Origin of the sequence: Streptomyces aureus (genome assembly GCF_000725495.1) — a bacterium.
Classification (GTDB): Bacteria; Actinomycetota; Actinomycetes; order Streptomycetales; family Streptomycetaceae; genus Streptomyces; species Streptomyces aureus_B.
Genome location: NZ_JNZD01000001.1, coordinates 447,436 through 467,524, shown reverse-complemented (window position 1 = coordinate 467,524; position 20,089 = coordinate 447,436). Strand labels below are relative to the sequence as shown.

The 20,089-nt window shown below is 74.0% G+C and carries 13 protein-coding genes, 2 tRNA genes, 1 other RNA gene and 1 pseudogene; 7 read left to right on the top strand and 10 right to left on the bottom strand.

The window, feature by feature from the left end:
- Window positions 1-7 precede the first annotated feature (7 nt).
- The 3 genes and pseudogenes from IO36_RS02100 to IO36_RS02090 form a co-directional block, all read left to right on the top strand.
- Window positions 8-1,255 (top strand): annotated as a pseudogene (locus tag IO36_RS02100) (histidine kinase); the annotation flags it as partial.
- 380 nt (window positions 1,256-1,635) lie between these two features.
- On the top strand, window positions 1,636-2,265 hold the full coding sequence (locus IO36_RS02095) for a response regulator transcription factor (RefSeq protein WP_037615202.1): 630 nt from the start codon (window positions 1,636-1,638) through the stop codon (window positions 2,263-2,265).
- A 22-nt stretch (window positions 2,266-2,287) separates the two neighbouring features.
- Window positions 2,288-2,360 (top strand) — tRNA-Gly (locus tag IO36_RS02090).
- A 143-nt stretch (window positions 2,361-2,503) separates the two neighbouring features.
- Here the strand turns inward: IO36_RS02090 and IO36_RS02085 are convergent.
- The 6 genes from IO36_RS02085 to ffs form a co-directional block, all read right to left on the bottom strand.
- Window positions 2,504-3,403: a phosphoribosylaminoimidazolesuccinocarboxamide synthase gene (locus IO36_RS02085; protein WP_037615200.1), complete on the bottom strand. Its 900-nt coding sequence runs from the start codon at window positions 3,401-3,403 to the stop codon at window positions 2,504-2,506.
- A 132-nt stretch (window positions 3,404-3,535) separates the two neighbouring features.
- Complete coding sequence (locus IO36_RS02080; RefSeq protein WP_037615198.1) at window positions 3,536-5,056, bottom strand: N,N-dimethylformamidase beta subunit family domain-containing protein; 1,521 nt, start codon at window positions 5,054-5,056, stop codon at window positions 3,536-3,538.
- 218 nt (window positions 5,057-5,274) lie between these two features.
- Window positions 5,275-7,110, bottom strand: a complete 1,836-nt coding sequence (locus IO36_RS02075; RefSeq protein WP_037615196.1) for a membrane protein — start codon at window positions 7,108-7,110, stop codon at window positions 5,275-5,277.
- A gap of 449 nt (window positions 7,111-7,559) precedes the next feature.
- The gene (gene purD, locus IO36_RS02070; RefSeq protein ID WP_037615194.1) at window positions 7,560-8,813 is read right to left on the bottom strand and encodes a phosphoribosylamine--glycine ligase; all 1,254 of its coding nucleotides are present in this window, start codon (window positions 8,811-8,813) and stop codon (window positions 7,560-7,562) included.
- Window positions 8,814-9,090: 277 nt separating this feature from the next.
- A complete protein-coding gene (locus IO36_RS02065; protein ID WP_037615193.1) occupies window positions 9,091-11,343 on the bottom strand; it encodes a DNA polymerase III subunit gamma and tau in 2,253 nt (750 codons plus the stop codon).
- Between the two features lie 47 nt (window positions 11,344-11,390).
- Window positions 11,391-11,489: signal recognition particle sRNA small type (gene ffs, locus IO36_RS43670), an RNA gene on the bottom strand.
- A gap of 72 nt (window positions 11,490-11,561) precedes the next feature.
- On the opposite strand from ffs, the gene IO36_RS02060 reads away from it, so the two are divergent.
- Window positions 11,562-11,649: transfer RNA gene (locus IO36_RS02060), tRNA-Ser, on the top strand.
- A gap of 126 nt (window positions 11,650-11,775) precedes the next feature.
- Here the strand turns inward: IO36_RS02060 and IO36_RS02055 are convergent.
- Genes IO36_RS02055 through IO36_RS02045 form a run of 3 tightly spaced genes read right to left on the bottom strand, consistent with a single transcriptional unit; the run spans window position 11,776 to window position 16,447 of the window.
- Entirely contained in the window at window positions 11,776-13,719 is a 1,944-nt protein-coding gene (locus IO36_RS02055) for a copper resistance CopC/CopD family protein (RefSeq protein ID WP_078942959.1), read from the bottom strand.
- Window positions 13,720-13,761: 42 nt separating this feature from the next.
- On the bottom strand, window positions 13,762-14,397 hold the full coding sequence (locus tag IO36_RS02050; protein WP_037615191.1) for a GNAT family N-acetyltransferase: 636 nt from the start codon (window positions 14,395-14,397) through the stop codon (window positions 13,762-13,764).
- On the bottom strand, window positions 14,387-16,447 hold the full coding sequence (locus IO36_RS02045) for a penicillin acylase family protein (RefSeq protein ID WP_037615189.1): 2,061 nt from the start codon (window positions 16,445-16,447) through the stop codon (window positions 14,387-14,389). Before IO36_RS02045 ends, IO36_RS02050 begins: the two co-directional genes overlap by 11 nt.
- A 142-nt stretch (window positions 16,448-16,589) precedes the next feature.
- Here IO36_RS02045 and IO36_RS02040 point away from each other — a divergent pair, with 142 nt between their 5' ends.
- Complete coding sequence (locus IO36_RS02040) at window positions 16,590-17,174, top strand: HhH-GPD-type base excision DNA repair protein (protein WP_037615188.1); 585 nt, start codon at window positions 16,590-16,592, stop codon at window positions 17,172-17,174.
- Between the two features lie 36 nt (window positions 17,175-17,210).
- On the opposite strand, the gene IO36_RS02035 is transcribed toward IO36_RS02040, so the two are convergent.
- Complete coding sequence (locus IO36_RS02035) at window positions 17,211-18,854, bottom strand: helicase HerA-like domain-containing protein (protein WP_037615186.1); 1,644 nt, start codon at window positions 18,852-18,854, stop codon at window positions 17,211-17,213.
- A 105-nt stretch (window positions 18,855-18,959) separates the two neighbouring features.
- Here IO36_RS02035 and IO36_RS02030 point away from each other — a divergent pair, with 105 nt between their 5' ends.
- Window positions 18,960-19,256 carry a type II toxin-antitoxin system VapB family antitoxin gene (locus IO36_RS02030; RefSeq protein ID WP_003999914.1) on the top strand — a complete coding sequence of 99 codons (297 nt, stop codon included), beginning with the start codon at window positions 18,960-18,962 and terminating at the stop codon, window positions 19,254-19,256.
- Between the two features lie 90 nt (window positions 19,257-19,346).
- Window positions 19,347-20,003: a LytR C-terminal domain-containing protein gene (locus IO36_RS02025; RefSeq protein ID WP_078942950.1), complete on the top strand. Its 657-nt coding sequence runs from the start codon at window positions 19,347-19,349 to the stop codon at window positions 20,001-20,003.
- The last annotated feature ends 86 nt before the right edge of the window (window positions 20,004-20,089 follow it).

Sequence of the window (20,089 nt, the reverse complement as noted above, 5' to 3'; positions counted from 1 at the left end):
GGTGGGCATGGGCAGGCCGTCCGGCTGGTGGCGGGGCAAGAGCACACCGGCGAAGGTCGAGACGTACACCCGGTGGTCGTTCCACTTCTTCGCCCTGCTCGAAGCCCTCTCGATCGGGCTGCCCGTGTTCGGGATCCTGCCGCCGGTCCGGTCCTGGGCGGTGTTCCTGCTGGTGTGCGGGCACGCGGCGTTCTGCTCGGTGACCGCCTCACGGACGCTGGACTGGACCCGCGGCACCCGGGAACGGCCCCGGCGGATGCTGTCGGCCCTGATCGTGGCGACCTTCGCGACGGCCGTCGCCGGGAGCGTCCTGTCGGGCAGCCCCTGGGCCCCGGCGAGCGACAGCGCGTTCACGGTCGCCTCCTCGCTGCTCGTCGGCGTCACGGCGTTCGGCACGGGCACGGTCGCGCTCGGGACCCGTGACCGCCGGAGGATGTCCCACCTCGTGCTCGGCGCGTCCGCGGGAACCGGTGTCCTCGCCCTCCCCCTCGGTTTCCCGGCGCCCGCCGCGCTCGTCACCGCCTTCATCGTCCTGCTGGCCACCGGTTTCCTGACCTTCACCGCGGCCTTCTCGGTCTGGCTGCTCACCGCCGTCTACGAGCTCGACGAGGCCCGCGAGACCCGGGCCCGGCTCGCCGTCGCCGAGGAACGGCTGCGCTTCGGGCGGGATCTGCACGACGTGATGGGCCGCAACCTCGCGGTCATCGCCCTCAAGAGCGAACTCGCGGTGCAGCTCGCCCGGCGCGGACGGCCCGAGGCCGTGGACCAGATGACCGAGGTGCAGCGGATCGCGCGGGAGTCCCAGCGGGAGGTGCGGGCCGTCGTACGGGGCTACCGCGAGGCCGACCTCGCGGGCGAACTCGCCGGTGCCCAGGGCGTGCTGACGGCCGCCGGCATCGAGTGCTCCATCACCGGCACGGCCGCGGAGCTCCCGCCGCGGGTCCAGTCGGCGCTCGGCTGGGTCGTGCGCGAGGCGACCACCAACGTGCTGCGGCACGGGAACGCGCGGATGGTCGCGCTGTCCCTGCGCGTGACACCGGACCGGGTGACGCTCACCGTCGAGAACGACGGGGCGCCACGGGAGACGGACCCGGACTCCGGACCGGACGGCGGCCCCCGGCCGGGCAGGGGCAGCGGTCTGCCGGGACTGCGGGAGCGGCTCGGGGAGGTGGACGGGGTTCTGCGGGCCGGCGCGCGGGACGGGGTGTTCCGGCTGACGGCGGACGTGCCGCTGAGTCCGTCCCCGGACGGGAGCCCGGACACACCCGGCCCCGCCCCCGGAAACAGCGGGGGCCGTGCGCCGGCCGGCGCCGGGAGCCCGGACCCGACGAAGGACCGGGGCCCCGGCCCCGGGAACGGCCCGGCTTCCGCGGGGCGGCCCGGCCCGGCTTCCGCAGGGCGGCTTGGCCCGCCGGACATCGGGGAGAGCCACCGGGAAACCGTGCCCGGAAACGGCCCGGACTCCGCAGGACGGCCCCGACCGGCCTCCACAGGGCGGCCCTCCCCGGCGGACATCGGGGAGAGCCACCGGGACGCCGTGTCCGGGAACGGCGGAGACCCCGCCCCGGGAAGCGGCGAGGAGTCGCCGGGCGGGTCGCCGCCGTCCGTTCCGCATCAGGTGAGAGAGGCCACCCCATGACGAACCCGCCGCCCGGCACTCCCGTACGGCTGCTGCTCGCCGACGACGAGCATCTGATCCGGGGCGCGCTCGCCGCGCTCCTCGGACTGGAGGACGACCTGGTCGTGGTGGCCGAGGCGGCCACCGGACCGGAGGCGCTGGCGATGGCGCGGGCCCACGTGCCCGACGTCGCCGTCCTGGACCTCCAGATGCCCGGGGCGGACGGTGTGAGCGTGGCCACATCCCTGCGGGCCGAACTGCCGGGCTGCCAGGTGCTGATCGTGACCAGTCACGGGCGTCCGGGGCATCTGAAGCGGGCGCTCGCGGCGGGTGTGCGCGGATTCGTCCCGAAGACGGTCAGTGCGCGGCGGCTCGCGGAGATCATCCGGACCGTGCACGCGGGAAACCGCTACGTGGACCCCGAGTTGGCCGCCGACGCGATCTCCGCCGGGGACTCGCCGCTGACCGCCCGCGAGGCCGAGGTCCTCGAATTCGCCGCCGACGGGGCGCCGGTGGCGGAGATCGCGGAACGGGCCGCGCTGTCCCAGGGGACGGTGCGGAACTACCTCTCGTCGGCCGCGTCCAAACTGGGCGCGGAGAACCGGCACACGGCAGTGCGTCTCGCACGGGAGCGAGGTTGGGTATAGTTGCTCTCGCGCCACGGCGCATGCGGACGTAGCTCAGTTGGTAGAGCGCAACCTTGCCAAGGTTGAGGTCGCGAGTTCGAGCCTCGTCGTCCGCTCAGCAGAAGAAGCCCCCGGCCTCGGCCGGGGGCTTCTTCGTGTGCGCGGGCCGGTCACGGTCCGCCGCCCCGGACGGAAGATCCGCGGGGAGACGGCCGAGCCGCCCGCGGGCCCGGCCGGCGGCCGGGCCCGTGGGACGGGATCAGGTCCAGCTCACGCCCGTCAGACGCTCGTACGCCTCGATGTACTTGGCGCGGGTGGCCTCCACGACGCGCTCGGGCAGCGCGGGCGGCGGCTGCTCGCTCTTGCGGTCCCAGCCCGACTCGGCGGAGGTCAGCCAGTCGCGGACGTACTGCTTGTCGAAGGAGGGCTGGGCGTGGCCCGGCTCCCAGACGTCGGCGGGCCAGAAGCGCGAGGAGTCCGGGGTCAGCACCTCGTCGGCCAGGACGAGCGTGTCGCCGTCGTAGCCGAACTCGAACTTGGTGTCCGCGAGGATGATGCCCCGGTCGCGGGCGATGTCACGGGCGCGGCTGTAGACGGCGAGGGTCGCCTGGCGCAGCTCGGCCGCGGTGTCGGCGCCGACCTGACGGACGACCTCCTCGTACGAGACGTTCTCGTCGTGCTCGCCGACCGCGGCCTTGGTGGCCGGGGTGAAGATCGGCGCGGGGAGCTCCGAGCCGTCGACGAGGCCCTCGGGGAGCGCGAGACCGCAGACCGTACGGGACTCGTTGTACTCGACGAGGCCCGAGCCGGTCAGATAGCCGCGGGCGACGCACTCGACCGGGGCCATCCGCAGCGACTTGCAGATCAGGGTGCGGCCGGCCCAGTCGGCCGGGGCGCCGGGCGGGAGTTCGGTGCTCAGCACGTGGTTGGGGGCCAGCTCCGCGAGCTGGTCGAACCACCACAGGGAGAGCTGGGTGAGCGTGCGGCCCTTGTCGGGGATCTCGGTGGGGAGAACCCAGTCGTAGGCGGAGATGCGGTCGCTGGCGACCATCACGAGGTCGCCCGCCTCGTTCTGGTACAGATCGCGCACCTTGCCGGTGTGCAGATGTACCAGACCCGGCACCTGGAGGGGCTCGGGCTTTTCGACGAATCCGGACACGGTTCCTCCCCGTGGTTCTGTCCAAGTGGCTCGATTCTCCCGTACGGGACGAGCTGCTGCGGACAGGGGGCGGGCCGGGCGGGTGCGGGCACCCCGGACACGGGTGCGGCACGGGCACCCGGCGGGGCCTCCTCAGTCGTGTTTGCAGATGCGGTCGAGGAGGTTGGCGGTCGCCCGCTGGATCCGGGTGTCCACATGGCCGGGGCGGTCGAGCGCCGGGGACCACGCGAACGTCCCGGACGCGAAGACCAGGGCGCCGGACGGGGCGCGGTAGAGCGAGGTCTCCTGGTGGCGCACGACACCCTCGCTGTCCGGGTACGGGGAGTGCGCCAGCAGGATCCGGTCCTGGTGCTCGGGCAGTGGCGTGCGCGGGAAGTAACGGTCCGCCTCGCCCGCGACCATGCCCTCCACCTCGTCGCCGTCGTGCGCCCCGGTGGCCTCCCACAGCCAGTGGTCGGCGTTGCGGACGATCAGCGGGTTCGGCTCGGGGACGCGCCCCGCGTACTGGATGCCGATGAGCTGCTGCTCGGGGCGGTCGATCTCGCGCCACAGGACGGGCTTGCCGGGGCCCCGGCGCTTGCGGCAGGTCAGCAGCCGGTCGGGGACGCCCGAGGGGGACGGGCCCAGTTCCACCTGCCAGTACATGGTGTTGGCGGAGAGGAACACGAGCGAGGTGCCGTGCTCGCGGGCGAGCTCCGTGGTGCGGCGCATCTGTGGCGACCAGTACTCGTCGTGGCCGGGGAAGACCAGACCGCGGTACCGGGTGGGGTCGACCCGGCCGGCGTGCAGGTCGCGGGCGTCGGCGTAGGCGAGGTCGTATCCGTAGCGCTCGGCCCAGCGGATGAAGTCGTAGGCGTGGCCGACGTGCAGGGGCAGGCCCGCGCCCGCGTACGGACGGTCGAAGGACACCGTCGTCGCGGCGTCGGCCTCGCCGAGCAGCCGGCCGTTCTCGTCCCAGGCGTGGTAGAGGCTGGCACCGGTGTGACCGTCCTCCGGATACAGGTTGTACGCCTGCCAGGTGATGTCCGGGAGCAGCAGGAGCAGATCGGCCGTCTGGTGGTTGCGGACGGTGAAGGGCACGTGCGAGCGATAGCCGTCGAGCGTGGTCAGGACGGCCACGTAGGCACCGACGCTCCAGTAGGACGGGATCTGCAGGCGCCAGGACAGCCACCAGTGGTGGCAGGAGACCGTCCGGTCGGCGGTCAGCGGGCGCGGCTGGACGATCCCCGAGAGCCGGGGGCTCGTGGTGATCTTGCTGGCGCCGTCCCCGCCGTAGTGGCCGATCCGGTAGATGTCGACGCTGAACTCCTGCGGCGGGTCGACCGTCACATGGAAGTCGATGGACTCCCCGGGAGCGGCGGCACCCGTACTGGTGAAGCCCTTGATCTGACGGTGGACGTCGTCGGCGGAGCGGGGGCCTCCCGGGCCGGTACGCGCGCCCGTGCGGGAGGTGGACCGCGGGGCCGGGATCCGGGACGCGCCGGCCGTCGGCTGGGGCGCGTCGGTGTCCACGTACCAGGGGACGACGTGGCCGGTGTCGTCGAAATAGGTCTCACTGCCGCGGAGCCAGGGAACGGGTCCCAGGCCGAAGGGATCCGTGACGGCGTGCGCGAGTGCTCCCGACTCCCAGCGGCGGATCTGCTCCGATCCCATGCCCGCACCCCTCCCTCGTGCCCCCGTCGTACTGGCAAGCCCTTGCGCCGTGCTCGATCTGGTCCCAGCACATCACATTACGCACGCGGTCCGTCACCGTTCGTCGTGAATTGGCGCGAGTGGAACGGATGGCTCCACGTGTGCCGGGGGACCGCGGACGGCGGGATGTTTCGGTCGTGGGGGAAGGGACGGGGGTGGGGCCCTGTGGCGGAGGGCCGTCAGACCAGACGGACCGGTTTCTCCGGACGGACGCCGAGATGGCGGAGCCAGTCCCGCAGGGGCGTGGGGTCCCCCGTCTCTATGAGGGTGAGGACCCGGGGGCCGATGTCCGAGGCGCGCTCCCCGGCGACGAGGAGGGAGGGACCGTCCAGCCAGTCGAGTCCGGCGACCGCCCCCGCCGTGTCCATCGCGGCGCAGCAGACCATCGCCGTGACGTGGTCGGCCAGCAGTTCACGGCCGGTCCTGGGCGGCTGGAGCGGGAACAGCGGAAGCATCCGGTCGTCCCACAGGTCGTGGTCGGGGCCCTGCTGCGCGGCGCTCCCCGCGGGCCGGGACCCCGCCGGGGCGGACGCCTCCTCGCGGGCCAGTTCGGCGGTGAGGCGGGCCGCGAGGGCCGCCGACCGTTCGTTGCCCACGGCGAGGTCGTGGTCGTCGCTCTCGGCGATCCCCATCTCGCCGTACGCCTCCGTCCGGTGCTCGGCGAGCACGGCGGCGGGGCCGGAGTCCGGGGCGGGCACGGCGCCGGGCACGGTCAGGTGGTCGAGGACCCGCGCGAGCGTCGGTCCGTCCGCCTCGGGCAGCGCGGGGTCGGCGGGGTGGCGGACGCCCAGCGCGTCCAGGACCCGGTGCAGCCGGGCCGCGTCGGCGCGCCAGGTGCGGTCCACGACCTCGTCCGGATAGTCCTGCCAGTCGACCGGCGCCCAGTCCGGGCCGGCCTCGGCCGGACCGCCGTGGAAGAGCCGGGCGGCCAGCAGCGAGGCCGCCTCGTCCACGGTGCCGGGCTCCTCGAGCAGATCGCAGGCGGGGCGCTCGCCCAGCCGGGAGGTGAAGCCCTCCGCGAGCCGGTCGCGCCGGGACAACTCGGTCAGGGCGGCGACGACCCCCACGTCCAGCCGGGAGGGCCAGCGGCCCATCCGCCAGGCGGGCAGCGCGACCCGGGTCAGGAGGCGGTCCCAGCCCGCGTAGGCCAGACCGACCTGCTCCTGGGCGACGATCCGCACGCCGTAGTCCACGGCCTGGGCGCGCTCGGCCGCGGCGGAGGCCACCGCGCGCTCCATCTCGGCCGCGTGGTCCCGGCAGCCGCGCAGCAGGAACCGGGTGACCCAGCCGACGCCGGCCAGGACCGTACGGGACAGCGGGCCCCGGCCGGAGGCCGAGGCGACGGCCACGGCCGCGTCCAGGCCCCGGACGAAACGGCGGGCCGCGGCTATGTCCGGATGCGCGGACGGACCCGTGCCGGCGACGACGGGGGCGAGGACCGCCCGCAGCTCGCCGACCCGCATCCACCACAGGAAGGGCGAGCCGATCACGAGGACGGGGGCGACGGGGACCCGGGCGGCGCGGTCCGCCGGCGCGGTCACGGCACGGCTCCCGGCCGCGTCCGCCCGCCGGTCGTCCCGCTCGCCCCGTCCACCGGGGGAGAACCGGCTCTGCGCCCGGTGGGTGCGGTCCTCCAGCCAGCTGTCGCAGTCCGGGGTGAGCGCTATCGCCGAGGGGGCCGGCACGTCGAGGCGGTCGGCCAGGTCACGGACCATGCGGTAGAGGTCGGGGGCCGAGGCCTCGGGGATCGGAACCGTGGGACTCGTCGCCGGCCGGGCCCGGGCCACGACGAGGGCCACACCCGCCGCCGCGAGGAGGACGACCACGGCGAGGACCGTCACGATCCACCCCGCGATGCCCCAGGGTCTGCCGGTGACACGGCCGGTGGCGGCCCCGACGAGCAGCACGACGGCCACGGCCGCGGGCAGCAGGGCGACGGCCAGCGCCCTGCTGCGGACGCGCAGCACGGCGAGAGCCCGGGAGCGCGCTGCCTGCGCGCCCACCTCCACACCCATACCGGTCACGACCGGACGTCACCCCCTCTTGTCCGCCGGGCCCCGGCCCTGTCGCTGCCGGCGCCGACGGATGCCCTGGCGTTGGTCACTCCCCCACTGTGGCACCCGCCGCCGACATCGCAATGCCGGTGGGCCAAGTGCCGGAATGCTTTCGCCGCACCATAGTTGGGGCCCCGGCCCTCGTCAGCCGGATAGGGCATCGGTCACCCGATGGAATGGCTCTGGGGAAAGGTGGATGACGGCGGGTCTCGGACAGGTTTCCGGTCCCACGCGGAAATCCGCAGGTGGCAGGGGGCGGAGGCGACACGACGGCGCCCCGGACTCCGTACGGGTCCGGGGCGCCGTGCTGCTATGGGGGCTCGGGGCCGGGCTCGGGCGGGGACACCGCCCGTCGAGGCCGGTACGGCCGGGCGTGCCCGGCCCGTCGGACCGGGACCCGCCGGGGTGGATCAGGCCTCGGCCGCCGCCTTGGCCGCGATGTCGGTGCGGTGCTGCGAGCCGTCCAGACCGATACGGGCGACGGCCGCGTAGGCGCGCTCACGGGCCTCGGTCAGGCCGGATCCGATCGCTGTGACGGACAGCACACGGCCGCCCGCGCTCACCACGGCGCCGCCCTCGTGCCGGGTGCCGGCGTGCAGGACGTAGGCGTGCGGGGCGTCCTGGGCGGCCACCTCGTCGAGCCCGGTGATCGGGTCGCCGGTGCGCGGGGTGTCCGGGTAGTTGTGCGAGGCCACGACGACGGTGACGGCCGCGTTCTCGCTCCAGCGCAGCGGCTCCAGATCGGCGAGGGTGCCGTTCGCGGAGGCCAGCAGGACACCGGCGAGCGGGGTCTTCAGCCGGGCGAGGACCACCTGGGTCTCGGGGTCGCCGAAGCGGGCGTTGAACTCGATGACCCGCACCCCGCGGCTGGTGATCGCCAGACCGGCGTACAGCAGCCCGGAGAACGGGGTGCCGCGGCGGCGCAGTTCGTCGACGGTCGGCTGGAGGACGGTCTCCATGACCTCCTCGACGAGCTTCGGGTCCGCCCACGGCAGCGGCGAGTAGGCGCCCATGCCACCGGTGTTCGGGCCCTCGTCGCCGTCCAGGGCGCGCTTGAAGTCCTGGGCCGGCTGGAGCGGGACGACGGTGGTGCCGTCGGTGATCGCGAAGAGGGAGACCTCGGGACCGTCGAGGAACTCCTCGATGACGACCCGGTCGCAGGCGTTGGCGTGCGCCCGCGCCGCCTCCAGGTCGTCGGTCACGACGACGCCCTTGCCGGCCGCCAGTCCGTCGTCCTTCACGACGTAGGGCGCCCCGAAGGCGTCGAGGGCCTCCTCGACCTCCTCGGGCGTCGTGCAGACGTACGAGCGTGCCGTGGGGACGCCGGCACCCGCCATCACGTCCTTCGCGAACGCCTTGGAGCCCTCCAGCTGCGCTGCCTCGCCCGAGGGCCCGAAGCAGGGGATGCCCGCGGCGCGCACGGCGTCGGCGACACCGGCGACGAGCGGGGCCTCGGGGCCCACGATCACCAGCTCGGCGCCGAGCTCGGTCGCCAGCGCGGCCACGGCGGCGCCGTCGAGGGCGTCGACCGCGCGCAGCTCCGCCACCTCCGCGATCCCGGCGTTCCCGGGAGCGCAGTACAGGGCGGTGACGTCGGGGTCGAGGGACAGGGAGCGGCACAGGGCGTGTTCGCGGGCGCCACCACCGATGACAAGGACCTTCACGGGGGTCAGCCTATCCGCCGCGCGCGGATGCCTTTGTGGTGGCTTCCGAAACGGAGGGCGTACGCCCCTGGTGCGATCCTCCGAAAAACGGTGTCCGGCGGGATCCGACCTCGCCATCGGAAGGCGTCCGTCCGCCGGCGTTCGACGGCGCCCGTCCCCGGCGTCCGGCGGGATCCGTCCCCGGTGTCCGGAGGCTCCGTCCCACCGGTGCCCGGAGGCGTCCATCCCCGTGTCCGGAGGCTCCGTTCCCGGTGCCCGGAGGCGTCCCGGGCCGGGCTCACTCGTTCGTGAACTCCTCGACCACCGTCGCACCGAGTTCGCGGACGATCAGATCGTGGCCGGAGAGGGCGGACTCGTCCAGGTCGGGGTCGTCGTCCTCAGGGGTGTCGTCCTCCGGGGAGACCGGCGGCGGCTCGTACGCCGGAGCCGGCGCGGGAGCGGGCGCGGACATGCCCGTGGCCTGGGGACGCCCCGCGGACGGGCCGGACTGCGGGGCCGGGGGAGCGGGAGCCGAGGGCTGCTGGGGCGCCGGGCCCTGGCCGGCCGGAGCCGCGCCGTACCCACCGCCGCCGCCACCGCCGTACCCGCCGCCGTAGCCGCCACCGCCGGACGGGGCGGTCTGGGGTGCCGGGCCGCCCGAGGCGTCCACGATCGCCTCGACCTTCCACTGCACGTTGAACTGCTCCGCGAGCGCCTGGCGCAGCACGTCCTCGCTGCCGCTGCTCGCGAAGTTGTCCCGGGCCCCGGCGTTCACGAAGCCGATCTGCAGGGTCGTGCCGTCGAAGGCCGTGACCTGCGCGTTCTGGCTGAGCAGGATCCAGGTGAAGCGGCGGCGGTTCTTCACCGCCTCCAGGATGTTCGGCCACAGCACACGGGGGTCGAGTCCGCCCGGCGCCGGGGCGGCCGCCTGGGGCGCTCCGGGGGCCGCGCCGGCCGCGGGAGCGGGCGCGGCGGCGGAGGCCGGTGCGGACGGCGCCGGAGGCCGGCCGCCGCCCGCGGGGGCGGTCGTGGGCCAGCCGCCGGGACGCCGGCCGCTGCCGGCCGCCGTGGCGGTCGGCCAGGCGCCGGGCGCGGATGCCGCCGGCGCGGCGGCCGGGGCCGCGGGCTGCTCGGGCGCCGGGGGAGCGACGGGGGCGGGCGCCGCGGGAGCCCCGCCGGGCAGGGCTCCGCCGTCGCCGGCGCCTGGCCGTGCCCCGCTTCCCTGTGGTGTGCCCTGACCCGCTCCCCGTGCGGCCGCACGGGCCGCGGCGAGGCCGCCTCCCGGCGGGACCGCGGGGGCCGCCGGGGCCGCCTGCGGGGCCGGCGCCGCGCCGTGGGCCTCGGGTCCGGGCACGTACCCCAGGGCCGGGGCGGCCGCTCCGGCGGAGAAGTTCACCCCGCGCTCGATGCGGTCGAGGCGGGCCATGAGGGACCGCTCGTCCCCGTAGGCGGCGGGCAGCAGCACGCGGGCGCAGATCAGCTCGAGCTGGAGGCGCGGCGAGGTGGCCCCGCGCATCTCCGTCAGTCCTTCGTTGACGAGGTCGGCGGCGCGGCTCAGCTCGGCGGCGCCGAAGACCCCGGCCTGCGCCTGCATGCGCTCCACCACGTCCACCGGGGCGTCGATGAGCCCCTTCTCCGCCGCGTCCGGGACGGCCGCGAGGATCACCAGGTCGCGCAGCCGCTCCAGCAGGTCGGCGACGAAGCGGCGCGGGTCGTTGCCGCCCTCGATGACGGTGTCCACGACCTCGAACGCGGCGGCGCCGTCCCCGGACGCGAACGCCTCGACGACGGCGTCCAGCAGGGAGCCGTCGGTGTAGCCGAGGAGCGAGGTCGCCATGGCGTACGTCACACCGTCGTCGGCGGCGCCGGCCAGCAGCTGGTCCATCACGGACATGGAGTCACGCACGGACCCCGCGCCCGCCCGGACGACGAGGGGCAGCACGCCCTCCGCGACGGGGATCCCCTCCTGGCCGCAGACCTCGCCCAGGTATTCGCGCAGGGTGCCGGGCGGCACCAGCCGGAACGGGTAGTGGTGGGTACGGGACCGGATCGTCCCGATGACCTTCTCCGGCTCCGTGGTGGCGAAGATGAACTTGAGGTGCTCCGGGGGCTCCTCGACGACCTTCAGCAGCGCGTTGAAGCCTGCCGACGTGACCATGTGGGCCTCGTCGATGATGTAGATCTTGTAACGACTGCCGGCCGGGCCGAAGAAGGCCTTCTCGCGCAGGTCACGGGCGTCGTCCACACCACCGTGCGAGGCGGCGTCGATCTCGATGACGTCGATGGAGCCCCGGCCGCCGCGGGAGAGGTCCTGGCAGGACTGGCACTGGCCGCACGGGGTCGGCGTCGGGCCCTGCTCGCAGTTCAGGCAGCGGGCCAGGATGCGCGCGCTGGTGGTCTTGCCGCACCCGCGCGGCCCGCTGAACAGGTACGCGTGATTGACCCGGTTGTTCCGCAGCGCCTGCGACAACGGGTCGGTGACATGCTCCTGCCCGATGACCTCGGCGAACGACTCCGGGCGATAGCGGCGGTACAGCGCGAGAGACGACACGTCTACGAGGTTATAGGCGCCCACTGACATCAAGGGACCGCCCGGGAAACGCAAGCGCCCCCCACGCACCCGCCAGAGCCGACCTACCCTTGCTGCCTTCCGGCCCTGGGGGAGTTCAGTCAGATAGCGCCACGTGAGGGGCTCCGCAAAGAGTACAGGATCGGCGGGGCGGGGAACGAGTTCGCGAGCACTCCTCAACGTCTTGTATTGTTTGCCGCGGAGGATTCGCCTAGAGGCCTAGGGCGCACGCTTGGAAAGCGTGTTGGGGGCAACCCCTCACGAGTTCGAATCTCGTATCCTCCGCCAGTGCCTCACCGGGCACGATGTCGAAGGGCCCCACCGCGAGGTGGGGCCCTTCGACGTTTCCCGGAACCGGCCGGACATGCGAAGGCCCCGGACACCCACGTGTCCGGGGCCTTCGTCATGCCGGGATCAGTCGATCCTCACCTTCTTCGACACGGTGACCTCGTCGAGGTCGCTCGTGCGGACCGTGACCTTCATGGTCCAGGTGCCGGGGAGGGGGAGGGTGAGGCCGTCGGAGGTCCAGTAGCCGCCCTTGTCGGTGATCCCCGCGTCGATCGGGCCGACCTTCTGCGATTCCAAGGTGAAGCTGAGGCGCACCTCGGGAACGGTCACGAGGCCGCCGTCGGGGCCGAAGACCACGGCCTGCACGGAGTTCTCGCCGACCTGGCCGGGAGTCAGCTCGACCTGGACCTTGCCGTGTCCGCCCGGGGTCCCCACGTCGAAGGGGACCTCGGTCGTCCGCGAGGTCACCCGGCGCACGGCCGCGGTCGCGTCCGCGCTCTCCGCGGCGGCGCGGCCCGGCTGGGTTCCGGTCAGCAGCGTCGTGATCACCAGCACGAGCATGCCGACGGTGACCTCGGCGAGCACCGAGCGGCGCAGTCCCCGGTGGTACTCGGTCTCCCCCGGACCCGCGGGCGCCGCGGGCTCCTTCGACCCGTCGTCCGAATCCGTGCCTGCTCCCCCGGACCCGTCCGCCGCGCCGGGTTCCGTCGCGGCGGACCCGCCGTCCCGGTCCTCCTCGCCCGCCGGCTCCTGGCGTACGGACCCGGAGACGGCCCCCGTGTCCGTCGGCGCTCCGGCGGCCACCGCGGCCGCGACCCGTTCGGCCGGGACCGTGGCCGGAGCCGGTGCGTCCGCCAGCCGGGCGGTCCAGCGCCGCGAGAACGCGGCCGCCGCCAGGAGCAGCGCCACCAGGACGACCTTCACGGCCAGGAGCCTGCCGTACGACGTCGTGGTCAGGGCGGTCCAGGAGCCGAGGCCGCGCCAGGACTGATAGACGCCGGTGACCGTGAGGACGGCGACCGAGGCGAGCGCGAGCCGGGAGAAGCGGGCGACGACCGCGGGTGGAACGGGTTCGGCGGGGCGGCGGAGGGCGGTCAGCAGGGCGGCCAGACCGCCGAGCCACACCGCCATGGCGAGCAGGTGCAGCACGGAGGAGACCATCGCCACGGGGACCTGGATGCCGGCGGAGGCGTGCTCGGAGGCGGCCCAGGTGACCGCCAGGGCGATCGGGAAGAGCACTCCGGCCGCCAGGACGCCCGGGCGGGTCCCCCGGCCCCCCGTCACCGCCCTCGGGGGCACGAAGGCCACGGCGGCGAGCAGCGCCAGCCGCGCCACCAGCACGACGCCCGGCCGGCTCGCCAGGGTGTCGCTGAGGGCCGACGCGTCGAGGACCCCGGAGACGCCGATGCCGCGCTCGTAGGGGCCGCGCAGCAGGAGCAGCGCGAACGTGGAGCCGAGCAGGACCCACCAGCCGGTCACCAGCAGCCGCCGCAGGGACCCGGGGAACCCGCAGCCGACCATGAACACGACCGCGCCGATGAACAGGGCCAGTCCGCTGTAGGCGGCGTAGCGGGCGATGTCGTACAGGGCGGAGGAGAGGGGGTCGCCGGCGGTGGGGGGAAGCGGCGCGCGGGTGGCGGAGGGCTTGCCGACGGAGAACGTGAACGCCCCGGAGACGGGGTGGCTGTCGGCCGAGACGACCCGCCAGGCGACCGTGTAGGTGCCGTCGCCCAGGCCGCTCGGGAGGGTGACGCCGGCGGTGTCGGAGCGGCCGTCCGCGTGCTCCGCCTCGCCGGTGCGCACGCGCCGGTTCTCCGGGTCGAGCACCCGGAAGGAGTCGTCGAACAGGCCGACGGACTCGCTGAAGGTCAGCGTCACCCGGCGGGGCGCCGACTTCAGCACGCTCCCTTCCTGCGGATCGGTGCCCGTCAGCGCCGCGTGGGCGGACGCGCCGCTCACCCCGCCGAAGAGCACCAGGACCAGGACGCCGCCCAGCAGGGCCAGGGCCCTGGCGCCGAGCCGTCGCTCCCGCTGCCGGTTTCCGTTCACACGCCGTCTCCGTATCCGCATGTCGAGAGTCTCGGTCATGTACGGATCCGGGCCGCGTCCGGCTCACCTCGACGGCGCCGACGGTCCTTTCCCGAAGGCCTCGCGGGTCAGGAAGGCGAGCCGGGCGCGCTTCTCGGGGAGCTGGACCTCGGGCAGGTCGATCCGGGGGAGCACGATGTCCCCGGCGGGGACGAACCCCTGCCGGGTCAGCAGGGCGACGGCCTTCGTGTTGCGGGCGTCGGGCTCGACGACGACCCGCCGCCGGTCCGGCCCGCTCAGCGCGTACGCCAGGAACGCCCCCAGCAGCGTGGACGACCAGCCCGGCCGCGCCCCGGCGCCGGGTGCGGGAGGCCCGATGAACAGGTGGACCCCGATGTCGCCGGGGCGCACCTCGTAGCACTCGCCGACCCGGTCGGCCCCGGGCTCGTAGGTCTGGAAGAGCCCCGCCGGTACGCCGTCCTTGACGGTGAGGAAGGCGTGGTGGGTGTCGAGCGAGTCGAGGTGGAGGTACGTCTCCAGCACCTCCTGCCGGGTGAACCCGGTCATCCCCCAGTACGCGGCCCGCTCCTCGGTGAGCCACCGGTGCAGCACGTCGAGATCGGCGTGCGGGTCGACGGGCAGGACGCGGACCGTGCCGAAGCCGTCGATCCGCTGCTCGTGGACGGCCGCTCGGGCGGCGGCGTACGTCTCAGTCGTCATCGCTCTCCTTGGTCAGCGTGTTCCAGTCGGTGGTCACCGGGGCGAGTTCTCCCCCGAGCCACAGGGGGAGTTGATCGTGGTGGTGGACCGCGCCGGGGACGCCGTCGGCGCCGAAGGGGACGACCCAGGCGCTGCCGTCCCGGTCGGCGAGGTCCCAGACGTACCGGGCGGCGGGTCCGCGGGCGCTCAGGTCGGTCAGTCCGGGGACCGACGAGGTGGACAGCACGCAGTCGTTGTCGCCGGACAGGGCCGGTCCTTCGTACGGGGTGCCGGCGAGCGCCCGCCAGGGGGCGAGGCGATGGGTGTCGCCCCAGGTGCCGGACCCGGGCCCGGCGGCCACCTCCTCGACGGCCGCGCGCACCACGGCGTCGGGGTCGATGCCGTACCGCTTCCCCTCCGTCAGCAGGTTCCCGAGGGCGAAGGCGACGCGCGGGACGAGGGCGAGCCAGGGCAGGAAGACGTCCGGACGGGCGGGCGGTTCGGCCAGGGCCGCGAGGGCCGGGTGCTCCGCGAGCCGTCGCACGACGGCGTCCCGCACCCGGGCGTACACCGCGGCCGTGCCGCTGTCGGCGTCCATGTGCCGGTTCCAGCGCAGCAGCCGGTCGCGCACTTCCGCCGCCGGATCCGAGAGGTCCAGCGCGGGCAGCGGGTCCAACAGGGCCGCCGCGGAGGCGAGATGGGTGTCCGTGTGGATCGCGGGCATGTCCGCGGCCGACAACCGCCCACCGGACACGAGCAGTCGGTGGATGCGGTCGGCGCGGTGGGGCGGCGCGAACTCGACTCCGAGCGGGGCCGCGGGGCCGCGCTGGTTGGCCATGACGGCGAGTCCGTCCTCGACCGTGCCGTACGGCATCGGGTGCCAGCCGGTCCATTCGTGGCCCGGCTCCCAGGCGTTCACCACGCGGACGCGGTTGGCGGCCGCGCGCACCGGGACCCGGCCCGCGACGCGGTGCAGCAGCCCGCCGTCGGTGTCGGCGGCCTGCACGACGTTCACCGGCTCGGCCCAGGCGTCGAAGGCCCGGTCCACGTCGGCGACCCGGCGGGCCCGCAGCAGCGGCAGCAGCGCCCCGAAGCCGAGGTCCCCGGTCACCCGGGGCGGACAGCGAAGGCTGATGGACTCCTCGGCGCCGACGCCCCCGATCACCACGGGTCCGCGCTCCGTCTCGATCACATCGACGTCGACGCCCGCGCCGCCCGCCACCTCCACCCGCTCCGTGTGCCGCGTCGCCGCCCGCCAGGTCCCGTCGGGGCCGAGCGCCTCGACGGCCCCGGTGCCGGTGACCCGCAGCCGCTCCCGGTAGAGGTCCTGGTAGTCGGCCATGGCGTTGGTGATCGCCCAGGCGACGCTTCCGGTGTGGGCGAAGTGGGCGATGCCCGGGACGCCGGGGACGGCGAGGCCGACGACGTCGAACTCCGGGCAGGAGAGGCGGATCTGCTGGTAGACGCCCGGGTCCTCGATGAAGCGGTGCGGGTCGCCTGCGATCAGCGCCTGCCCGGAGACGGTGCGCTCGCCGCTCACCAGCCAGCCGTTGCTGCCCGCCGTCCCCGGTCCGTCCATCGCGAACAGACCGACCGCGTCCTCGCCGAGGTGCCGTACGGCCTCCTCGCGCCACAGCTTGGCGGGGAACCCGGCGAACAGGACGTGGGTGCCGAGCCAGACGCCCATCGGGCTCCAGGGCTCCCAGCGCCCGGGCACGAGCCCGCTCGCCGCGAACTCGGGTGCCCGCGCGGCCCCTTCGGGCAGTCCGGCGTTGACCCCCTCGACGTACGCGCGGACGAACGCGGCGGACTCGGGGTCGCGCTCCTCCAGGGAGGCGAAGCAGCGCCGGGCGGTGTCGTCGAGCCGGGCCTGGCGCGCGAACCGGTCCCAGCCGACGGACTCGGCGCCGAGGAACGCGGCGGAGGTGCCCCGGGAGCGGTGCCGTTCGACCTCCAGCTGCCAGGCGCGGTCCCGGGCGGTGACCCGGCCCTGCGCGCGGGCGAGTTCCAGGGCGCTGCCGGCGCGCAGATGCGGGATGCCCCAGGTGTCACGGAAGATCTCGGCGGTCACGGTCCATCCCCAGTCATGTCAGGTTAGGCTAACCTAATTTCACCTTCGGGGATCGTACGTCCGGTGTGAAGACCCGGTGAACCCGGGCCGCCCGGGCCGGCGCGGCCGAGCGGCCCGCCGCCACTCGCGGGATCATCGGTCCATGGACGTCACGCTTCACCTCGCCCAGCAGCCCGAGGCCGACGAACTGCTCGGCCGCAGCCCGCTCGCCGCCCTGGTCGGCATGCTGCTGGACCAGCAGGTGCCCATGGAGTGGGCCTTCGCGGGGCCGTACACGATCGCCCGGCGGATGGGGGCCGACGATCTCGACGCGCACGAGATCGCCGCGTACGACCCCGACAAGTTCGCCGAGCTGCTCTCCGCCAAGCCCGCCGTGCACCGCTACCCCGGCTCGATGGGCAAGCGCATCCACCAGCTGTGCCAGTACCTCGTCGAGCACTACGACGGGGACGCCGAAGCTGTCTGGAAGGACGCCGGGACGGGCGCCGAACTGCTGCGCCGCCTCAAGGAACTCCCCGGCTTCGGCCCGCAGAAGGCCCAGATCTTCCTCGCCCTGCTCGGCAAGCAGCTCGGCGTGGCCCCCGAGGGCTGGCGGAAGGCGGCGGGCGCCTACGGCGAGGCCGGGTCCTTCCGGTCGGTCGCCGACATCACCGGACCGGAGTCCCTCGTCAAGGTCCGCGCCCACAAGCAGGAGATGAAGGCGGCGGCCAAGGCCGCCCGCTCCTGACCGCTCCCGGGACGCCCGAGGGCGGCGGGGGCGGTGTCAGCGCCGCCTGCGCGCCGTGCCGAAGAGCGAGCGGGTGATCTCCCGCCCGAGCTGTGTGCCCACCGACCGCGCGAGGGACTTGAACATCCCGCTGCCGACGACCTGTTCGACCATCGAGGGCTCCTCCTTCGGCGCCTTCGGCCGCTCACCGCCGCCGGAACGTCCCGCGGGCACCTCGGTCTTCGGCGCGGGCGCGGAGGCCGGGGACGGCGCGGAGGCCGGGGGCGGCGCCGAGGCCGCCGTCAGCTTCTCGTACGCCGACTCCCGGTCCACCGCCTGCGCGTACCGCCCGTACGCCGGCGACTCCTCCACCGCCCGGTCGAGCGCGCCCGCGTCCAGCGGCCCCATCAGCGAGCGCGGCGCCCGCAGCCGGGTCACCGCGACCGGCGTCGGGGCTCCCCGCTCGCTCAGGACGGTGACGACCGCCTCGCCGGTACCGAGGCCCATGAGGACCTCCTCCAGGTCGTAGGGGGAGTCGGGGAACGTCTTCACGGTGGCCTTCAGCGCCTTCTGGTCGTCCGGGGTGAAGGCGCGCAGCGCGTGCTGGACGCGGTTGCCGAGCTGGGCGAGGACATCCGCGGGAACGTCCTTCGGCGTCTGCGTCACGAAGAAGACGCCGACTCCTTTCGAGCGAATGAGCCGGACGGTCTGCGTGATCGACTCCAGGAACGCCTTGGACGCGTCGGCGAAGAGCAGATGGGCCTCGTCGAAGAAGAAGACGAGCTTCGGCTTCTCGGCGTCGCCGACCTCCGGCAGGTCGTGGAAGAGATCCGCGAGCATCCACATCAGGAACGTCGAGAAGAGCCGCGGCTTGTCCTGCACCGCGGGCAGTTCGAGGACCGAGACCACGCCCCGGCCGTCCGGCGCCGTGCGCGTCAGCTCGCCCGTGTCGAACTCCGGTTCACCGAAGAACGGGCTCATGCCCTGCGCCTCGAACGCCGTCAGCGAGCGCAGGATGACGCCCGCCGTGGCGGTCGACAGCCCGCCGATCCCCTTCAGTTCCTGCCTGCCCTCGTCCGAGACCAGAAAGGCCACGACCGCCCGCAGGTCCTTGAGGTCGACCAGCTCCAGACCCTTCTGGTCGGCGTAGTGGAAGATCAGGCCGAGCGACTGCTCCTGGGTCCGGTTGAGCTCGAGCACCTTGGACAGCAGCACCGGCCCGAAACTGGTGACCGTGGCCCGCACCGGAACGCCGTGGCCGAGACCGCCGAGCGCGTAGAACTCGGCCGGACAGCCGCCCGGCGTCCATTCCTGGCCGACCTCGCCGGCTCGCTCCCGGACCTTCGCCCCGGGCTCGCCCGGCGCCGCGACCCCGGAGACGTCCCCCTTCACGTCGGCGAGGAACACGGGCACGCCCTGCTCCGACAGCTGTTCGGCGATCAGCTGGAGCGTCTTGGTCTTGCCGGTGCCGGTGGCCCCCGCCACCAGGCCGTGCCGGTTGAGCATCGGCAGCGGGACACGGATCTGCGCGTCGGGCAGGCACGACCCGTCCCAGACCAGCGCGCCGAGATCGAGGGCGGGGCCCGCGAAGGCGTAGCCGGCGGCGATCTCCAGCGCCTCCTGCGGGAGCGCGGGGGCCCCGGCGGCCCGCTCGGGAGCGGTTCCGGTGGCAGCCGACCGGGCGGTCTCGCCGTCACTCATATCAGACCTCTGTTCCCGGTTTGCAAGGATTTACGACATCTTTTCCAGCGTCGCACTCCCCCGCCATGGCTGCGCCCGGAAGGTCTTGACCGGTAGGCTTTCCGTGTGATCTTCAAGCGCATCGGAAACGGCCGGCCGTACCCCGACCACGGCCGGGAAAGCACCCGGCAGTGGGCGGACGTCGCGCCGCGCCCGGTCCGCCTCGATCAGCTCGTGACGACCAAGGGCCAGCTCGACCTGGAGACCCTCCTCGCCGAGGACTCCACCTTCTACGGCGACCTGTTCGCCCACGTCGTCAAGTGGCAGGGCGATCTGTACCTGGAGGACGGGCTCCACCGCGCCGTCCGGGCCGCGCTCCAGCAGCGCCAAGTGCTGCACGCGCGCGTTCTTGAACTGGACTAATGGCCACGGCTTGACCCCAATGGGTTGAACTGAACGCCGGGCAATGATCATCTAGTAGGCATTGGCGCCCCGGCGCACTACGCTGCGCCCATGAGCATGCTTACTCCCCCTGGCATGGGTGGCCAGTATCGGATCACGGGGGACAAGTACCCGCGGATGCGCCGGCGCAGTGGGCGTCGCAAATTCGCGTTCGTGGGCATCGCATCCGCCACCGTTCTCGGGCTGATCGGGTGGGGGTCCCTGCAGCTCATCGACATCTACACGGGCGGCTCCAAGGCCTCGGCGAGCACCAAGGCGGACTGCGCCTCGAAGGTCACGCCCGAGGCGAAGGCGGCCGCCGCCGCTGCGGCCCTCGCGGCCACGCTGCCGAAGCCGGGCCAGATCACCGTCAACGTCCTCAACGCGACCCCGCGCAGCGGGCTCGCCAAGCAGACGGCGGACGAGCTGAAGAAGCGCGGCTTCAAGATCGGCGACGTGGGCAACGCGACGGCCGCGTACGACAAGAAGGTCCCGGGCACCGGGATACTGCTCGGCGCCAAGGCCGCCGACCAGGCCGCGCTGCCCGTCCTCAACACCCAGCTCGCCGGCGCCCAGCTGAAGACCGACGGCCGCGCCGGGGCCACGACCGTCGACCTGATCATCGGCACCGGGTTCAAGGCGCTGGCGAAGAAGGAGGACGCGGACAAGGCGCTGACCGTCCTGACCCAGCCCAAGCCCGAGCCCGCCTCCGCGAAGAAGCACTGCTGATCCCGGCGCCGGGTACGCGCCCGGGACCGTTGTCGGATCCGCTGTCGGATCCGCTCCCGGGTCCGCTTTCGGGCCGACGGCTCGGG

Coding starts and splice junctions, on each gene's coding strand:
- IO36_RS02055 (WP_078942959.1), bottom strand. CDS start 13,719: ATGCGGATACGGAGACGGCGTGTGAACGGAAACCGGCAGCGGGAGCGA.
- IO36_RS02040 (WP_037615188.1), top strand. CDS start 16,590: ATGGACGTCACGCTTCACCTCGCCCAGCAGCCCGAGGCCGACGAACTG.
- IO36_RS02095 (WP_037615202.1), top strand. CDS start 1,636: ATGACGAACCCGCCGCCCGGCACTCCCGTACGGCTGCTGCTCGCCGAC.
- IO36_RS02025 (WP_078942950.1), top strand. CDS start 19,347: ATGAGCATGCTTACTCCCCCTGGCATGGGTGGCCAGTATCGGATCACG.
- IO36_RS02080 (WP_037615198.1), bottom strand. CDS start 5,056: ATGGGATCGGAGCAGATCCGCCGCTGGGAGTCGGGAGCACTCGCGCAC.
- IO36_RS02035 (WP_037615186.1), bottom strand. CDS start 18,854: ATGAGTGACGGCGAGACCGCCCGGTCGGCTGCCACCGGAACCGCTCCC.
- IO36_RS02075 (WP_037615196.1), bottom strand. CDS start 7,110: ATGGGTGTGGAGGTGGGCGCGCAGGCAGCGCGCTCCCGGGCTCTCGCC.
- IO36_RS02050 (WP_037615191.1), bottom strand. CDS start 14,397: ATGACGACTGAGACGTACGCCGCCGCCCGAGCGGCCGTCCACGAGCAG.